Origin of the sequence: Shewanella sp. GutDb-MelDb, assembly GCF_002836075.1 — a bacterium.
In the GTDB taxonomy this organism is placed as follows: domain Bacteria; phylum Pseudomonadota; class Gammaproteobacteria; order Enterobacterales; family Shewanellaceae; genus Shewanella.
In genome coordinates this window covers 19596-37093 of record NZ_PJBM01000223.1, presented here as the reverse complement: position 1 = coordinate 37093, position 17498 = coordinate 19596, and the positions used below count along the sequence as shown (strand labels likewise).

The window sequence follows — 17498 nt, the reverse complement described above, 5'->3', positions numbered from 1 at the left end:
GGAATGGTCATTATATTGTAGTAGAGATGATTGTTCTTTTGTATAGATTACTTGTGCTTACTTGAGCAGAATCGTTAGATGGCATCTAAAAAAGCTTGAATTACTGGCTCTGCTAAGCGTTTAAGTTTACAACAACACCCTAGTTCGAATGGCGGAATGGCTATTGGCGATGACAGTAATTGAATTCGGTCTCTTACTGGACTGTTATTAATCACCACTTCGGGAGTGATACTGACGCCACAGCCGAGCGCGACCATAGAGGTTATTGCCTCTTGTCCTGACACTTGAGCATAAATATTGGGCGTTAAGCCAAGTGCTTTAAACCAGTTGTCGATACGTTTACGACCCGGTCCATGTTCAGGCACGATAAACGGTAGACGATCCCATGGGATGTAGGATTCGGTCAACAGCTCTTGCACTTGGCAGCGAAAAGTGGGTGCGATGATAGACAGTGGCACGTCATCTATTTTGGCAAAATGCAGGTTTTCTGGAAAAGGATCAGGTAGCGCTGCAATGGCGATATCAGCGCGATTATTGCGAATTTCGTTGACGGCATTAGCCGCATCACCTGTGGTTAATGCTATTTCGACTAATGGATGCTCTCGCCTAAAGCGGTCAAGTAAGCCGGGCAGATGACTATAGGCGGCGGTCACTGAGCAATAAAGATTAAGTCGACCTCTTAATAAATCCTGTTTAGGGTCGATCTTGGTTTTGAGTTTGCCCCAGTGATCCAAGGTTAACTCGGCAAAATGACGATACTCCACGCCGGCACTCGTTAACGTCACGCTGCGATTATCACGCTGAAACAGCTGCGCACCTACCTCTGCTTCTAATCTTTGCATTGCACGACTTAGCGTTGATGGGCTGACATGCATCGCTTGCGCAGTGCGCGCAAAATGCAAACTATCAGACAGATGTAAGTAGAGCTTGATGGTGCGAATATCCAAATGGTTCATCCTCTGTGTATCGCGTTTGCTAGCCGCAAGGGTTAAGAGACCGCTATCTTTCCATGTTGCACAAAGCGCAACATCATGTTCCGAATATATCATTTTCGGCAATGAAAAGCTTGCGCTATAGTGAGTTCAATCACAGCTTAGCTCGCAACTGAGCAGGCCCGTTTAAACATCCAGAATCAAGGTGGTATATCAGATGGCTAACTATTTTAACTCTCTGAATTTGCGTCAACAATTAGAACAGCTGGCTCAATGCCGCTTTATGGATCGTAGCGAGTTCAGCGAAGGCTGCAACCATATCAAGGGGTGGAACATTGTCATCCTAGGTTGTGGTGCACAAGGTTTAAACCAAGGTTTGAACATGCGTGACTCTGGGCTCAACATCTCTTTTGCCCTGCGTGCACAAGCGATTAGCGAGAAGCGTGATTCATATCAAAAAGCTACCGGCAACGGTTTCCGTGTTGGCACGATTGAAGAGTTAATTCCTGATGCTGACTTGGTGTTAAACCTAACGCCAGACAAGCAGCACACTAATGCCGTTACCACTATTATGCCGTTAATGAAGCAAGGTGCGACATTGTCTTACTCGCACGGCTTTAACATTGTTGAAGAGGGCATGCAGGTTCGCCCAGATATCACCGTCATTATGGTTGCCCCTAAGTGCCCTGGTACTGAAGTACGTGAAGAGTACAAGCGTGGCTTTGGCGTGCCAACACTGATTGCGGTTCATCCAGAAAACGATCCAAAGGCTGAAGGTTTTGATATCGCTAAGGCGTATGCAAGCGCAACGGGCGGCGACAGAGCGGGCGTATTGCACTCCTCTTTCATCGCTGAAGTTAAGTCTGACCTTATGGGTGAGCAAACAATTCTTTGCGGCATGTTACAAACTGGCGCAATTTTGGGTTACGAGAAGATGGTTGCCGATGGCGTAGAGCCAGGCTACGCAGCTAAGTTAATTCAGCAAGGTTGGGAAACCACTACCGAGGCACTTAAGCACGGTGGTATTACCAATATGATGGATAGACTCTCTAACCCAGCTAAGATTAAAGCGTTTGAAATGGCAGAGGAGTTGAAAGAGATCCTTAAGCCATTATTCGAAAAGCACATGGACGATATCATCGGTGGCGAGTTTTCTAAAACCATGATGGAAGACTGGGCTAACGACGATGCTAATTTGCTTAAATGGCGCAGCGAAACCAATGAAACGGCTTTTGAAAATGCACCACAGTGTGATGAGCAAATTGACGAGCAGGCATATTTCGATAAAGGTATCTTCTTGGTTGCGATGATCAAAGCGGGCGTAGAGCTTGCGTTCGATACTATGGTTGCCGCGGGTATTGTTGAAGAGTCTGCTTACTATGAGTCACTGCATGAAACGCCACTTATCGCTAACACCATTGCTCGCAAGCGTCTTTACGAAATGAACATAGTGATCTCTGATACGGCTGAATACGGTTGTTACCTATTCAACCACGCAGCGGTGCCTATGTTACGCGGTTATGTTGAAAGCATGTCATCAGAATACCTAGGTGCTGGCTTAAAAGAGACCAGTAACGGTGTTGATAATCTTCGTCTTATCGAAGTTAATGATGAGATCCGTAACACTGCCGTTGAGTTCGTCGGCGCAGAACTTCGCGGTTACATGACCGAAATGCAACGCATTGTTGAAGAAGCTTAATATTATCTGAAGCGGAGCCTGTAACTCAATCGAGTGGCAGGCAATGCTGAAATAACACCGAGTAAAGCAGCCGATGATTAGTAAGGTATTTTTAATAAAACATTAACAATTAACACCTTAGCGACAATAAATAGAGGCGGCAGTCAGTTATTCTTACACCGAGTTGCTAGCCGGAAACCTAAGGCTAATGCTTGAATGTTATTAATAATGCAAAAGTTTTCATTGTGTTTTTTATTCGCTTTGTGGTAAATCTTAATAGTGGTCTGATCGACGAAGACCGATACCGAATTTAAGCAAAGACCCAAATTAGGAATACGAGTCACGTATGTTTAGCCAAGCCGCCCAAATTATTATTGTGATTATTACCGTCGTGATTATTAAATCACAGCGGGGGGCGCGCATGCTAAATCGACACACCTAATTAGGTTTAAGATTGCAAACAACCCCCGCGCCGAAAGGAACGGGGGTTTTTTCGTTTAAAGGCCTGCTGAAATTATTGAGTGTCGCCATTAAGCCGTAACCAAGTTATCGATACATTGAGTAGTGGAGCAAGAACAGATGGAACAAGGGCAGATGATACGGGGCGCCGACGCAGTAATAAAAACCATCGCGGCACACGGGGTAAAGACGGTGTTTGGTTATCCAGGCGGTGCGATTATGCCGATCTATGATGCCTTGTATGGCAGTTCTGTTGAACATCTATTGAGTCGCCATGAGCAGGGCGCCGCATTTGCTGCTGTAGGTTATGCTCGTTCAAGTGGCAAGACTGGCGTTTGCTTTGCCACTTCAGGCCCCGGAGCCACTAATCTTATTACCTCACTTGCAGATGCGTTGCTCGATTCTGTTCCTGTGGTCGCGATTACCGGTCAGGTTTCCACCGCCGTTATCGGTACCGATGCGTTCCAAGAGATTGATGTACTAGGCATGTCACTGTCGTGTACCAAGCACAGCTTTATGGTGACCAATGTTGAAGAGTTAGTGCCCACGCTATATAAAGCATTTGAAATTGCAGCGTCTGGTCGCCCTGGCCCCGTTTTAGTCGATATACCTAAAGATATTCAAATTGCGCTAGTGGATTACAAAACGCCGTTGCAAGCCGTAATGCCAGAACCAGAACATACTCAAACCCAAATCGATGCTGCTAATGCACTGCTGGCTCACTCTTCACGGCCCATGCTGTATGTGGGCGGCGGCGTGGGCATGGCGAGTGCAGTTGAGCCGCTAAGACAGTTTATTGCCGCGACGGGCATTCCATCGGTGGCGACCTTAAAAGGGCTCGGCGCCGTCAGTTACGACACCCCGAGCTACCTCGGCATGCTAGGCATGCATGGCTCCAAAGCGGCCAATCTAGCGGTGCAACAATGCGATTTACTGATCGTAGTGGGTGCGCGCTTTGATGACCGTGTGACAGGGCGTTTAGCCTCGTTTGCTGAAAATGCCAAAGTGCTTCACCTCGATATTGATGCCGCTGAGCTGGGCAAATTAAGAATGCCAGAAGTGGCCATTGCAGGCGATTTGCGTCAAATCCTACCTGCATTGAGTCAAAGTATGCAGATTGAAGCGTGGCAAGACGCAGTTAAAAATTTAAAAGAGCAACACCCATGGCGTTATGACCGTCCAGGTGAATTGATTTATGCCCCAGCAATGTTGCATCGTTTAGCGCAAAAACTACCTGAAGATAGTGTGGTTTCTTGCGATGTGGGTCAGCACCAAATGTGGGTGGCGCAGCACATGTATTTTCGTCGCCCAGAAGATCACCTTTCAAGTTCCGGGCTTGGCACTATGGGCTTTGGCTTGCCTGCCGCGATTGGCGCCAAAGTCGCGCGACCAAGTGCTATGGTGGTGGCAGTGTCGGGTGATGGTTCATTTATGATGAACGTGCAAGAGCTTACCACCATCAAGCGCCGACGTTTACCGGTTAAAATTTTGCTAGTCGATAATCAAAAGTTAGGCATGGTTAAGCAATGGCAGCAGCTATTCTTTGAAGAGCGTTATAGCGAAACTGACCTTTCTGATAACCCAGACTTTGTCAAAATGGCATCTGCCTTTGATATTCCTGGGCGTAACATTACCTTGGCCAGCGAAGTTGAAGCAGGCTTAGATGAAATGCTCAATAGTGAAGGGCCATTCCTACTGCACGTGTCGATAGATGATGCGCACAATGTATGGCCATTAGTCCCGCCAGGGGCGTCAAACCAAGACATGATGGATGAGATGGAGAAGCAAACATGAGCCACTACTCAGTAGCAATTAATGTGCAGCAGCAACCGGAAGTATTAGAGCGGGTGTTGCGCGTCGTCCGTCATCGCGGTTTTAAAGTCACTAGTTTACAGATGCAGCTCAACGAAAATAACACCACCAGTATTGATATGTCAGTGCAAAGCGACAGAGCGATTGCTTTGTTAACCAATCAAATAAAAAAGTTAATTGATGTACTGGACTGCCAAGTGTTGGCAAGTCAAACAAACAAGACTACCGAATCTGCAAAAGGATAAGAATATGGCCGCTAAAACAGCTGAGTTAATTTGGTTTAATGGTGAAATGATGCCTTGGGGTGATGCCAAGGTGCATGTCATGTCGCATGCTTTGCATTACGGTACGTCGGTGTTTGAAGGTATTCGTATTTACGATACCCCCGCAGGGCCAGCGGGCTTTAGATTGACCGAGCATATACAGCGTTTGTTTGATTCAGCAAAAATCTATCGCATGCCTATTCCTTATTGCTTTGATGAGTTGATGCAAGCGTGTCGTGATGCGGTGTTAGATAACGGTTTATCCAGCGCCTATATTCGCCCGTTAGCTTTTTACGGTGATGTCGGCATGGGCATTACGCCCCCCAAAGATGCGCAGTGCGATGTATTAGTGGCAGCTTTTCCTTGGGGCGCCTATCTAGGTGAAGACAGTATGGATGCCGGTGTTGATGTTGCAATCACCTCTTGGAATCGTTTAGCGCCAAATACCATCCCTACTGGCGCCAAAGCGGGTGGCAATTATTTGTCATCACTACTGATTTCTACCGAAGCTAAGCGTAACGGTTTTGATGAAGGTATTGCACTAGACACCAACGGTCTGGTCAGTGAAGCTGCGGGGGCAAATATTTTTGTGGTGAAGAAGAATAAAATCTACACACCACCCGCTACTGCCGCTATTCTGATGGGGTTAACCCGCGATTCCATTATCACTCTGGCCCGAGATAATGGCTATGAAGTCGTGGAAGAGAACATGTCTCGCGAATTTCTCTATTTGGCTGACGAAATTTTTATGACGGGCACCGCAGCAGAGATTGTTCCAGTACGCAGCGTTGATCGCATCGAAGTGGGCAACGGTAAGCGCGGTGACATCACTAAAATAGTTCAAGCGAGTTTCTTTGGTCTGTTTAATGGTCAAACTGAAGATAAATGGGGTTGGTTAGAACCGTTGAAAAAATAGGTTAGAAGCAGATTAAGAGACGATTAAAAGCCGGTTAAGAACGGGTTGGAAGCAGACTTAGAGCCGGTTAGAAGCCGATTAAGAGCGGGTTGGAAGCAGATTTAAAGACGGTTAGAAGACGGTAAGAGCGGGTTAGAAGCAGACTTAGAGCCGGTTAGAAGCCGGGTGAACGCTTCGCTGACGGATTACGGAACGTCCGGACGCTTTGCTGATGAAAGCCGGGAAAGCTAAGACGAATTATATAAATCTGAGGCAAATGCCTTTGGTTAAAGAATTAAAATAGAAGGTCAGGGTGGGTCTTTTAGAACCTAAAGCCTTCTTTAAATAAGGATTATAGCAATGCCAAAATTACGTTCAGCAACCAGTACCGAAGGTCGTAACATGGCCGGAGCACGTGCACTTTGGCGCGCCACGGGTGTAAAAGATGGCGATTTTGGTAAACCAATTATCGCTATCTCTAACTCGTTTACTCAGTTTGTGCCGGGTCACGTTCATCTTAAAAATATGGGTTCTTTAGTGGCTGGCGCAATCGAAGAGGCGGGCGGTATTGCTAAAGAGTTCAACACCATTGCTGTTGATGACGGTATCGCAATGGGCCATGGCGGCATGCTTTACAGCTTGCCATCACGTGAGCTGATTGCCGACAGCGTTGAGTATATGGTGAATGCACACTGCGCCGACGCGCTAGTGTGTATCTCTAACTGCGACAAAATTACTCCTGGCATGTTGATGGCGGCGCTTAGACTGAATATTCCAGTCATTTTCGTCTCTGGTGGCCCGATGGAAGCGGGTAAGACTAAGCTGTCAGACAAAATTATTAAGCTTGATTTAGTTGATGCTATGGTGGCGGGCGCCGATGAACGTGTGTCGGATGCCGACAGCGAGCAAATTGAGCGAAGTGCTTGCCCAACATGTGGCTCATGTTCTGGCATGTTTACCGCTAACTCAATGAACTGCTTAACCGAAGCGCTAGGTTTGTCATTGCCGGGTAATGGTTCAATGTTGGCGACTCACTCTGATCGTCGTGAACTGTTCTTAGAAGCGGGTCGCCGTATTATGGATCTTGCGACGCGTTATTATCGAGATGACGATGAGTCAGCATTGCCACGTAATATTGCTAACTTTAATGCGTTTGAAAATGCCATGACACTTGATATCGCCATGGGCGGTTCGAGCAACACGGTATTGCATTTGGTTGCCGCGGCAAGTGAAGCGGAAGTTGATTTCACCATGGCTGATATCGACCGACTATCTCGCCTAGTACCGCACCTGTGTAAGGTTGCGCCGTCTACACCGAAATACCATATGGAAGATGTGCATCGCGCCGGTGGCGTAATGGGTATTTTGGGTGAACTCGATCGTGCCGGTCTACTGCACAATGACGCTTATCATGTTGCCGGTAAAAACCTTGCTGAAGTACTGGCAAAATATGATATCGCTCAAAGCAAAGATGCTGCAGTACATAAATTTTTCTCCGCGGGTCCTGCAGGTATTCCAACGACTAAAGCCTTTAGCCAAAGTTGCCGTTGGGACAGTGTTGATATTGACCGCGAAGAGGGCTGTATTCGTACTCGTGAATTTGCCTTTAGCCAAGAGGGTGGACTCGCTGTTCTATCCGGTAACATCGCGGTAGATGGCTGTATTGTTAAAACCGCCGGTGTTGAAGTGGAAAATCACAAATTTATCGGTAGCGCACGCGTCTATGAAAGCCAAGATGATGCCGTTGCTGCTATCTTAGGCGGCGAAGTCGTTGCGGGTGATGTCGTAGTTATTCGTTATGAGGGCCCTAAAGGTGGGCCTGGTATGCAAGAGATGCTTTACCCAACAAGTTACCTTAAATCTCGTGGCCTAGGGGACAAGTGTGCGTTGATCACCGATGGTCGTTTCTCTGGTGGCACATCGGGATTATCGATTGGACATGTATCACCAGAAGCGGCAGCGGGTGGCACGATTGCTTTAGTGAATACCGGTGACAGGATTGAGATTGATATCCCTGCTCGTTCAATAAAACTGGCCATTAGTGATGTTGAACTAGCCGCGCGTCGCACAGCGATGGAGGCGTTAGGCGCCAATGCGTGGAAGCCAATAGGACGCGTAAGACAAGTGTCGATGGCGCTAAAGGCGTACGCATTATTAGCGACCAGTGCCGACAAAGGTGCTGTGCGTGATACCAGTAAACTGGTTTAATCGATTTAATGGGCTTAAGAGGTAGTTTATGTTGGCTGTAGCATCAAAACCACAATTGGACTTAGCGCATTATTATTTGCAAAAGATATTGCTATCTTCTGTTTATGATGTCGCTAAAGTGACGCCGCTTTCTAGCCTAAATAAGCTCTCTGGACGTCTTGGCTGCCAAGTATTTCTTAAACGTGAAGATATGCAGCCAGTGCACTCTTTTAAGCTGCGTGGTGCTTATAACAAGATTGCGGAGCTCACAAAAGAAGAGTGTGAGTGTGGCGTAGTATGCGCGTCGGCGGGTAATCATGCGCAAGGGGTGGCAATGTCTGCTGCTGCGCGTGGTATTAGCGCGGTTATTGTTATGCCTGAAACCACCCCCGATATTAAAGTTGATGCGGTAAGGCGACTCGGTGGCAATGTTGTTTTGCATGGGCAGGCTTTCGATCAAGCCAATGCTTACGCACAGAATCTGGCTAAAACAGAAGGGCGCGTCTACGTTGCCCCATTTGATGATGAAGCGGTTATCGCCGGACAAGGGACAGTGGCGCAGGAGATGGTACAGCAACAGCGCGATCTTGAAGTAGTATTTGTTCCTGTGGGCGGTGGTGGCTTAATTGCGGGTATTGCTGCTTATTACAAAGCGGTGCGGCCACAAGTGAAGATCATTGGCGTTGAACCTGAAGATTCTGCCTGCTTGAAAGCGGCACTCGATGCGGGTGAGCGAGTGATACTGCCGCAAGTGGGTTTGTTTGCCGATGGTGTGGCGGTGAAGCAAATTGGTGCAGAGCCCTTTAGGGTAGCGCGCGAGTATGTTGATGATGTTATCACCGTGACCTCTGATGAAATTTGCGCAGCGGTAAAAGATATTTTTGAAGATACGCGTGCGATAGCTGAGCCTTCAGGTGCATTGTCGTTAGCGGGACTTAAAAAATATGTGGGTAGTAATGGCAAAGGCGAGAAGCTCGGCGCCATATTAAGCGGCGCTAATGTCAATTTTCATAGCCTGCGTTATGTATCGGAGCGCTGTGAGCTTGGCGAGCAAAAAGAAGCCATTCTTGCGGTAACGGTACCTGAGCGTCCAGGGATCTTCCTGCGTTTTTGTGAGCTACTCGATAAGCGGGTGATGACTGAGTTTAACTATCGGTTCAGTAGTCGTAATAAGGCGGTTGTTTTTGCGGGTATTCGCATATCCGAAGGGCAAAGCGAGCTTAATGAGATTATCGCTAACCTCGAATCTGAAGGTTTTGGGGTACAGGATCTCTCCCGGGATGAAACGGCTAAGTTGCATGTGCGCTATATGGTTGGCGGACATCCTCCTGAGCCGCTCGAAGAGCGTTTATTTAGCTTTGAATTCCCAGAGCACCCAGGTGCACTGTTTAAGTTTTTGACCACACTGCAAAGTAAGTGGAACATCAGCTTATTTCATTACCGTAACCATGGTGCTGCCTATGGCAGAGTGTTAGCCGGCTTTGAAGTGCCAGAGAGTGATAATCTTGCTTTTCAGCAGTTTTTAATTGAGCTTGGTTTCATCTATCAAGAGGAAACCCAGAGTCCAGCGTATCGGTTATTTCTCGATAACCGTGCCTAGATTGCGGTTTTTATATAAAATTTTGTAGTTGAAATTATCATTTTCGACTGAAGATAATGACCATAATTGAACCTTCTCAAAATGCAGAATTTAGCATTTTGAAGTGGTTTGTTAAAAAAAGGACGCGAAAGCGTCCTTTTTTTATAAAACTCTCGCAGACTTATAGAGTTAAGTCTCGTTTTGTAATATGGTCTTAAAGAAAATAATAATAATAACTGCGGTCAGCGGAGGGCTTTTGTTTAGGCAAGGCAGTTCAATCTTAACCACACCAACGTACTTTGTTTCTAAGGAAATATAATGTTAATAGCACCCTATACTGAAACGTTTAATCCACCGCGCAGAGTGCTGATGGGACCCGGGCCTTCAGACGTTTATCCAGAAGTCTTGGCTGCACAAGCTAAACCCACTATTGGTCATCTTGATCCCTTATTCATTGGCATGATGGATGAGTTAAAGGCGCTGATCCAATATGCATTTCAAACTACCAATGAGATGACGCTAGCGGTGTCAGCACCTGGTAGCGCAGGCATGGAAACCTGTTTTGTTAATCTGCTTGAGCGCGGTGAAAAAGTGATTGTTTGTCGTAATGGTGTATTTGGTGAGCGTATGCGCCAAAACGTCGAGCGCTGCGGTGGCGTTGCGGTAATGGTTGATAATAAATGGGGCGAAGCGGTCTCAGTTGATGACGTTGCTAGCGCACTTGCGGCCAATCCTGATGCTAAGTTTCTTGCTTTTGTACACGCAGAAACCTCAACTGGCGCCTTGTCTGACGCTAAAGCTTTATGTGCTTTGGCAAAACAACATGATTGTTTATCGATTGTTGATGCGGTGACGTCTCTCGGTGGCGTTGAGCTTCGGGTCGATGAATGGGGCATTGATGCTATCTATTCAGGTAGCCAAAAGTGTCTATCCTGTGTACCTGGTTTGTCACCGGTGTCATTTTCTCCTGCTGCAGTTGAGAAAATGAAAGCCCGTACGACGCCTGTACAGAGTTGGTTTCTCGATCAAACCTTGGTAATGGGCTATTGGACTGGTGAAAGTGGCGGGAAACGCAGCTATCACCATACGGCACCTGTTAATGCACTGTATGCATTACATGAGTCATTGCGTCTGTTGTCGCTTGAAGGGTTGGAGCAAGCGTGGCAGAGACACGCTGATATGCATCAAGTGTTGCGCCATGGTTTGCAGCGATTAGGCCTTAAGTTTGTGGTTGCTGAAGCGGTTCGATTACCTCAGCTTAATGCGGTCTATATTCCTGAAGGAATAGATGACGCTAAAATACGCAAGCAGCTATTGGAAAACTATAACCTAGAGATAGGGGCTGGGCTTGGCACTTTGGCAGGCAAAGCTTGGCGCATTGGTTTAATGGGCTATGCTGCCCGTCGTGAAAATGTCGCGCTATGTATCAAGGCACTTGAAGAGGTGCTGGCGTAACTCGCGAACTTTTTAGGTTTTCGAGTTAACGATGTCATCATCGTAGCGCTTATCAATAGTGTTTAATTAAGGCCAGCCACATTAGTGACTGGCCTTTTTATAGGTAGATGTTTTTATTCAATGTTGAGAAAAAACCACCCGTTCAATATGGATGAAGGCTTCAATACTTGTCTCTGAATCAAGGTGTGGTAATAAGTAGCGACTTCTTCTTTGTTAGTGATCAAACTGTACTACCAACTCCAATAGCCTACCACTTTGCGCCGTAACCTCTTTGCTGCAGCTTGCTGCATGTTCACAATTTTTTATGAACATATTCGTGCTCGATTTAAGATCCATCGCATTAGCGTAAACTTGATTAATGACAGTTGATTGCTCTTCAGCACAAACTGCTATCTGTTCGCCGTTGGCTTCCATCAGATGCAGACCATCGCTAACAGATTGCAAGCTGTCAGATAATATCTGATTTGATTCAACACTTTTTTCAGTCAACTCGTGACTCTGTTCCATTTGACTGACAGCTTGTGCCGTTGTCTTGCTTAGTGTATCGATGATTGACTGGATCTCATGGGCGGATGTTTGAGAGTGATTAGCCAAGCTTCTAACCTCATCGGCAACTACCGCAAAACCCCGTCCAGCTTCACCCGCGCGTGCTGCTTCAATTGCCGCATTGAGTGCCAGCAGGTTTGTCTGCTGGGCTAGGCTATCAATCACTTCCAATACCGACTTTACTTTTACACACTGTAATTCGAGCTCTGAAATTGACTGATGTGACTCCGACAACAACCCAGTGATCTCAGAGGTGGTTGTTTGGCTTGTCTTCAATGCTGATTGAGTGGTTTCGATCTTTTCAACCAAAGTTGAAATTTCATCGGCGGAGCTGGTGGTACTCTTTGCTATGTCGGTTACTGCTTCATTCATCTGCCCAATGGCGACAACAACCTGCTCAAGATTTGATGATTGCTCAACTAGATGAATTTGATTGGAATTATTCTGTTTATCATGTTCCACCATACTCTCTTGTAACTCTTCAGAGCTGTTCTTAACTCGGCCTAAAATGGCTAGGCTCTCCGCTCTTTGCATTCTTAAGCTTAATTCAATGTGGGATAATTCATCTTGATATCCAGTATAAATGACCTGATTTAGCGCGCAGTCATGAACCTTTTTACTCATGGTCATCAGATGATTAAGCCGTGTGTTTAACCGTCTTAATGGTAGAAAGAAACTGAATAGACCAACAGCGCCTAACCCCAGACTAACGGGTATAGATGATATTGTGGCTAAGTAGATCATCAACAATGAGATAGCCCAACTAAGACCTAAAGATTGAACAATAGAGAGACGATTTTTAGGTTTAATTTTTTTACCACTATTAATGGCGTCGTAACAGGCTTGAGCTCTCGCCTTTAGTGATGGCTCTAGTTTAGTTCTTACAGATTGGTATTCGGTGACTTTTCCCTGATGTCTTATCGGTGTGACAAAAGCATTCACCCAATAATAGCTGCCATCTTTGCACTTATTTTTGACCAGCCCCATCCAAGAACGACCACCTTGAACTGTTTGCCAGAGATCTTTAAATGCTGCTTTGGGCATATCAGAATGTCTAATAATATTATGAGGTTTACCGACCAGCTCAGACTTTTCATAACCACATGTTTGTAAGAAGTCCTTGTTCACATGAGTGATGTAACCATTAAGATCGGTGGTAGATAGAATTTTATAACTATCTGGGTAGGTTACTTCTTTTGATTGTCGCTGATTCTGATTTTCCATAATATTTTTGTCTAAAATTATCTGAGTTTCCACATTGCAGCACCATAGAACATCTTGTTTATTAAAAAATAATTATTAGTAACTTATCAGACTCACCTTTATTGTTTTTTTGAGTCTTGTGATGATGTTCTCAATTATTAATACCATGTAAAGGGATGGGTAAAGTATTAACCAATCAGGCTTATTGGGTTGCTTATGGTTACATAGATTTTAATTTGTAACTCACCCTCACTGCTGAAAAGTGGGTCGAGATTGTAGCTTCTTCCTTTATCTTCATTGATGGAGGTTAGATTGACTTGCAGTAAGGCTCAGTTATATCTGCACATGCGTAGGCCATTGGAGCCATAATTGTTAGGATGTAATGTTGCGCTTTACTAAAGTTCTTGTCCCCGCCTTGATTTTATAATAATTAATCCCTCAGCACTGCGGTGAAATCATCTGAAAGCGAACATGTCCAACGGGGAAGATAAGGTTTGTTAATTCGGACTCCTAGATGGAGATGAGTGTTTAATGGCAGCTGAAGAGTTGTTGCGTACTGACTAATAGACTTCGTAAAGATATTTTTATTTACGGTTATCGTGATAAATTTATTTTGCAACAATTACTTAACAGTGATATTTTGATACGTCAATCTAGCAGCCAAGGACGTTATCATGCTGCTATTGAATAAGCGGTTAGGAATACAAAAGGAGTTTGGCATGAATCGATATATTTCAGGAATAGTAGGGATACTTGTTTTAGCCGGTTGTAAGACTGCACCCACAGAGCAGTATCAACATGTACAGTTAATTGAAGCTGAATTGGTCTCAACAAAATGGGAAAGCCTAGAACGTTTTTCTCCTCAATACCCCATTGAAACTGCTAGAGAAGGAAAAGAGGGCTGCGCTTCAATAGAGTATGTCATCACTCCAGATTACGAAATTAGAGATATAAAAGTAATCGCATCCAATAGTAAGTACTTTGCTAAACAAGCAAAATTAAGTATAAAACAATGGAAGTGGTCTGAATTATCGAAAGGTATTATACAAGAGCCGATTAAAACCAGTACTCAATTTCAGTTTTGCTTGGAGACTGGAGATGGTCATTGTGCAGAAAAAAGCTATTTTGAAAATAGTAAGTGTAGTGGAGAAGATATTATTTATTCTATTGGTTATCGAGTCAGACGGCCGGGATAAACTTGTTCTTAAAAGCTAATTAATAAAAATAAAAATAGTTTTTTCACTAAATTAATCGCTGCTTTAATAGCTGTAAAATGAAAATAGTATAAAAATAGCGATATAAAAAATTGCTGCAGTGACATGGTTAAGTTAGTGGTAGTAAAGCTTAATAGAAATCCCCACCTAAGTGGGGATTTTTCATGCTAACTCTGCATCGCTTTCGAGTAATAAGTCACTGAGTGAAAGACGGCTTAGTCATGGTTGGCTTAACAAATGCTATTTAGTAAACAACTGCATGATAATGACGATAATCAACAGCGGGCAAACGAACTTGACATACACTGGCCATAGCTTCCAAAACAGGCTGTCAGCTTTTACTCCATCTTGCGCTGCAATGGTGTTAATCAACTTGTTACGGCTCCAAACCCAACCCAAGAAGATGGCGATGCCTAAGGCGATTAACGGCTGAGCTCGCTCGGTGGTTAAAGTGATCATCAATCCAAATAGGGTGTTGAAGTTAAACACCACCACCATAGATAACACAGCGATAAGGGCACCAACCAATAGCGTTGCTTTATCGCGGCCTAGTGATGTTTTCTCTACTATGTAGCTGGTGGGAACCTCAACAATAGAGATAGCAGAGGTGAGGCCTGCAATGGTCATCAACATGAAGAAAATAATGGCGAGTAGATACTGACTTACACCGCCTAATGTATCAAATAGCGCGGGTAATACGGTAAACACTAAGGTGTCTGAATTGAGCAAACTGCCATCTTCTGCGAATATCTGTACGCCGTTGTGCTGTGCAACGTACATGGCTGGGATCACCATTAATGCCGCTAAAAATGCAACACTGGTGTCGGTTAACGTGACATAAGCGGTTAGCTTGCCGAGATCCTCATTTTGGTTTAAATAGGCTCCGTAAACCATCATTGCACCGGTACCTATGGTGAGCGAGAAGAAGGTTTGTCCAAGGGCTCCAACCAGTACGTCGGCTTCAAATATTCGGCTAAAATCAGGTACGAGTAATACTTCAAGCCCTTGCATTGCACCCGGTTGCGTTAATATGTAAGCCACCCCGGCGACTAAAATAATCAATAACATTGGCATTAATCGTTTTGACCAGCGCTCGATCCCTTGCTGCACGCCTTGGCGAATAACCAAAATGACCATGGCGATAAAGACCAGCGTAAACACCAGATTGCGGGAAAGCGAAAAGTCCATTAACCAAGCCGATACCTGTTGCTGATTGGCCATTTGTGCCACTGGCGCGAGGGCGAAACTCACAAACCAACCTGACAATATGCTGTAAAAAGTACAGATGAGGGTGGCGGTAATAATGGAGATAAAACCGATAGTTTTACCTATCTTTTTAGCCATAGGATTGTTGGCGATTTTTGCCATGGCGTCTGCCGGGTTGGTTTGACCGTGGCGACCAATCATCAGCTCCGCAAGTAACATCGGGTAACCAAGCAGCAAGATCAAAATGAGATATACCAGTAAAAATGCGCCACCACCATGAGTTGCTGCCTGCGTAGGAAAACCCCAAATATTACCCACGCCAACAGCGCTGCCTGCAGCGGCCATGATAAAGCCAATTCTAGAGCTGAAATGCCCCTGTTTTACAGTGCTCATAAATGATCTCGAACCAATGAAAGAGCGCGCATGATAGAGTTTTAAATACGTAGGTCAACGCAATCAATAGGCGTTAATGTCGGTAATACAAGTAGAGTTAATCTTAATTTTGCATAAAACCAAGATTAAAGCCTTAAAACTCACAAATTGACGATTTTATTTTGCGTTGATGAGCGTTTACCGCCCTTGTGGCGCAATTTAATCATTTATTGGTTTATTAGAAAAGTGCGACCGAATCCACAGATTATAGTCGCAATAGGCAAGACTGGAGGCTGGTTTGCGCTAATTTAGTCAGCAGACTGAGGGAGCGGGATCTGTGTTTGGTTTTTGACCTGTTTAAGTACAAAGCTTGAGTGTACACCGGCAATCTTTTCATTGGTGGTGAGTTTATCGAGCAGAAAAACTTTAAAAGCGGACATGTCTTTAACCAATACTTTTAATTGGTAATCGGCATCACTACCCGTCAGTAAACAGCACTCTTGTACTTCGTCATAAGAGGCCACTTTGGCTTCAAATCCCTCTAAAGTCTCACTTGAATGCTTTTCGAGTCGCACATGAATATAAGCGGTCAGCGCTAAGTCAAAATGTGCAGGGCTAAGCAAGGTGGCATAGCCTGCAATATAACCCGCTTCTTCTAACGCTTTGACTCTGCGAGAACAAGGCGAAGGAGATAGACCGACTTTCTCAGCAAGTTCTTGGTTAGACAACTTTCCATGTTGCTGCACCAGTTTGAGGATATGCAGATCAATTTTGTCTAATTGAATGTCAGCCATTGGGGTTTCTCTTAAAAGTCAGATAACGTCTTAGGCAGCATACCCTTATTCTATTTAAGTTCAAGATGTTGGAGCTTACCCGCTATTCGTTTGCTGATAGTTTCTGCACCCTATTCACTCTTATCAACAGTGTTTGTATCACTGCAATGCTGCTTAAAGCGATAATACCGCCAATGACGGTTGAGGCGAGAACATCTTGTGGCCAATGCATGCCGAGCCACATGCGGCTAAAGCCCATTGCAATCGCCCAACTAAAGAGTGCTGTTGGCAATAGAGTTTGCCCTGCTAATAACAGGTAGAAACTAACCACTAGCGCCAAGGTGACGGCAAATAATGTGTGACCCGAGGGGAAAGAATAACCAACCTCGTGCTGCCAATGTCCTTTAATGGCAGAGCTTAAGTTAATATCGTTGCGAGCGACTTCCAGTTGTTCAACGGCAGTGCTAATCATCGCTCGTTTGTTTTTTTTGTTGTGTTGATAAAAGTCATCGGTATTGAGCAGTGATTCTTGAGCGAGTAGCGCAGCATAAGGTCTTGCTTCGGCAAAAAAGGGTTTTAAAAAATGATTAAGGCTTAGGGTGGCAGCCATGCTGATGGAAACGGCGAGTACTAGCTGTAAAAACTGAGGCTTAGCAAGACTGCGATAACAAGCGATAAGAATGACAATACCCGTGGCGATGCCATAGGGTGCAGTGCCAGTGCTGGTGATCCAATACAGTAATTGTGCAAAGTGAGTATCGAGCTCAATGCGCGGGAACATGGTGACTGAAAAAATATAAAGGCTCGCAGGGATAAGGATCAACATCGCCCAGCCTATGAGTAGGAGTTTGGAACTGGTTTTAGCGTCACGATGTAAAGGGTTCAATATGGGCCTCAGTGAGCAAGATGGTAGCTGTTGTCTGT

At 45.1% G+C, this 17498-nt stretch carries 13 protein-coding genes; 8 read left to right on the top strand and 5 right to left on the bottom strand.

Features of this window, described 5'->3' with window-relative positions:
* Positions 1-74: 74 nt before the first annotated feature.
* Entirely contained in the window at positions 75-947 is an 873-nt protein-coding gene (gene ilvY, locus CXF82_RS11210; RefSeq protein WP_101089429.1) for an HTH-type transcriptional activator IlvY, read from the bottom strand.
* Between the two features lie 202 nt (positions 948-1149).
* Here ilvY and ilvC point away from each other — a divergent pair, with 202 nt between their 5' ends.
* The 7 genes from ilvC (at position 1150) to CXF82_RS11170 (ending at position 11260) form a co-directional block, all read left to right on the top strand.
* Positions 1150-2631, top strand: a complete 1482-nt coding sequence (gene ilvC, locus CXF82_RS11205) for a ketol-acid reductoisomerase (protein WP_101089413.1) — start codon at positions 1150-1152, stop codon at positions 2629-2631.
* Between the two features lie 558 nt (positions 2632-3189).
* Positions 3190-4863 (top strand): acetolactate synthase 2 catalytic subunit, encoded by a 1674-nt coding sequence (gene ilvG / locus CXF82_RS11195; RefSeq protein WP_180961033.1) that lies wholly within the window; start codon positions 3190-3192, stop codon positions 4861-4863.
* Positions 4860-5126 carry an acetolactate synthase 2 small subunit gene (ilvM, locus tag CXF82_RS11190; RefSeq protein ID WP_101089411.1) on the top strand — a complete coding sequence of 89 codons (267 nt, stop codon included), beginning with the start codon at positions 4860-4862 and terminating at the stop codon, positions 5124-5126. Before ilvG ends, ilvM begins: the two co-directional genes overlap by 4 nt.
* Positions 5127-5130: 4 nt before the next feature.
* Positions 5131-6060: a branched-chain amino acid transaminase gene (locus CXF82_RS11185; protein ID WP_101089410.1), complete on the top strand. Its 930-nt coding sequence runs from the start codon at positions 5131-5133 to the stop codon at positions 6058-6060.
* 339 nt (positions 6061-6399) lie between these two features.
* A complete protein-coding gene (gene ilvD / locus CXF82_RS11180; protein WP_101089409.1) occupies positions 6400-8247 on the top strand; it encodes a dihydroxy-acid dehydratase in 1848 nt (615 codons plus the stop codon).
* 28 nt (positions 8248-8275) lie between these two features.
* On the top strand, positions 8276-9826 hold the full coding sequence (ilvA, locus tag CXF82_RS11175) for a threonine ammonia-lyase, biosynthetic (RefSeq protein WP_102044205.1): 1551 nt from the start codon (positions 8276-8278) through the stop codon (positions 9824-9826).
* A 297-nt stretch (positions 9827-10123) separates the two neighbouring features.
* Positions 10124-11260 carry a pyridoxal-phosphate-dependent aminotransferase family protein gene (locus CXF82_RS11170; protein WP_102044204.1) on the top strand — a complete coding sequence of 379 codons (1137 nt, stop codon included), beginning with the start codon at positions 10124-10126 and terminating at the stop codon, positions 11258-11260.
* Between the two features lie 213 nt (positions 11261-11473).
* Here CXF82_RS11170 and CXF82_RS11165 read toward each other — a convergent pair whose 3' ends face one another.
* Positions 11474-13063 (bottom strand): methyl-accepting chemotaxis protein, encoded by a 1590-nt coding sequence (locus CXF82_RS11165; RefSeq protein ID WP_232775174.1) that lies wholly within the window; start codon positions 13061-13063, stop codon positions 11474-11476.
* A gap of 665 nt (positions 13064-13728) precedes the next feature.
* On the opposite strand from CXF82_RS11165, the gene CXF82_RS11160 reads away from it, so the two are divergent.
* Entirely contained in the window at positions 13729-14205 is a 477-nt protein-coding gene (locus CXF82_RS11160) for an energy transducer TonB (RefSeq protein ID WP_180961034.1), read from the top strand.
* 258 nt (positions 14206-14463) lie between these two features.
* Here CXF82_RS11160 and CXF82_RS11155 read toward each other — a convergent pair whose 3' ends face one another.
* The 3 genes from CXF82_RS11155 to CXF82_RS11145 all read right to left on the bottom strand — a co-directional run bounded on the left by CXF82_RS11155 (position 14464) and on the right by CXF82_RS11145 (position 17460).
* A complete protein-coding gene (locus CXF82_RS11155) occupies positions 14464-15822 on the bottom strand; it encodes a sodium-dependent transporter (RefSeq protein WP_102044203.1) in 1359 nt (452 codons plus the stop codon).
* Positions 15823-16109: 287 nt separating this feature from the next.
* Complete coding sequence (locus tag CXF82_RS11150; RefSeq protein WP_101089403.1) at positions 16110-16595, bottom strand: Lrp/AsnC family transcriptional regulator; 486 nt, start codon at positions 16593-16595, stop codon at positions 16110-16112.
* An 82-nt stretch (positions 16596-16677) separates the two neighbouring features.
* A complete protein-coding gene (locus CXF82_RS11145; protein ID WP_257982774.1) occupies positions 16678-17460 on the bottom strand; it encodes a phosphatase PAP2 family protein in 783 nt (260 codons plus the stop codon).
* Between the last annotated feature and the right edge of the window lie 38 nt (positions 17461-17498).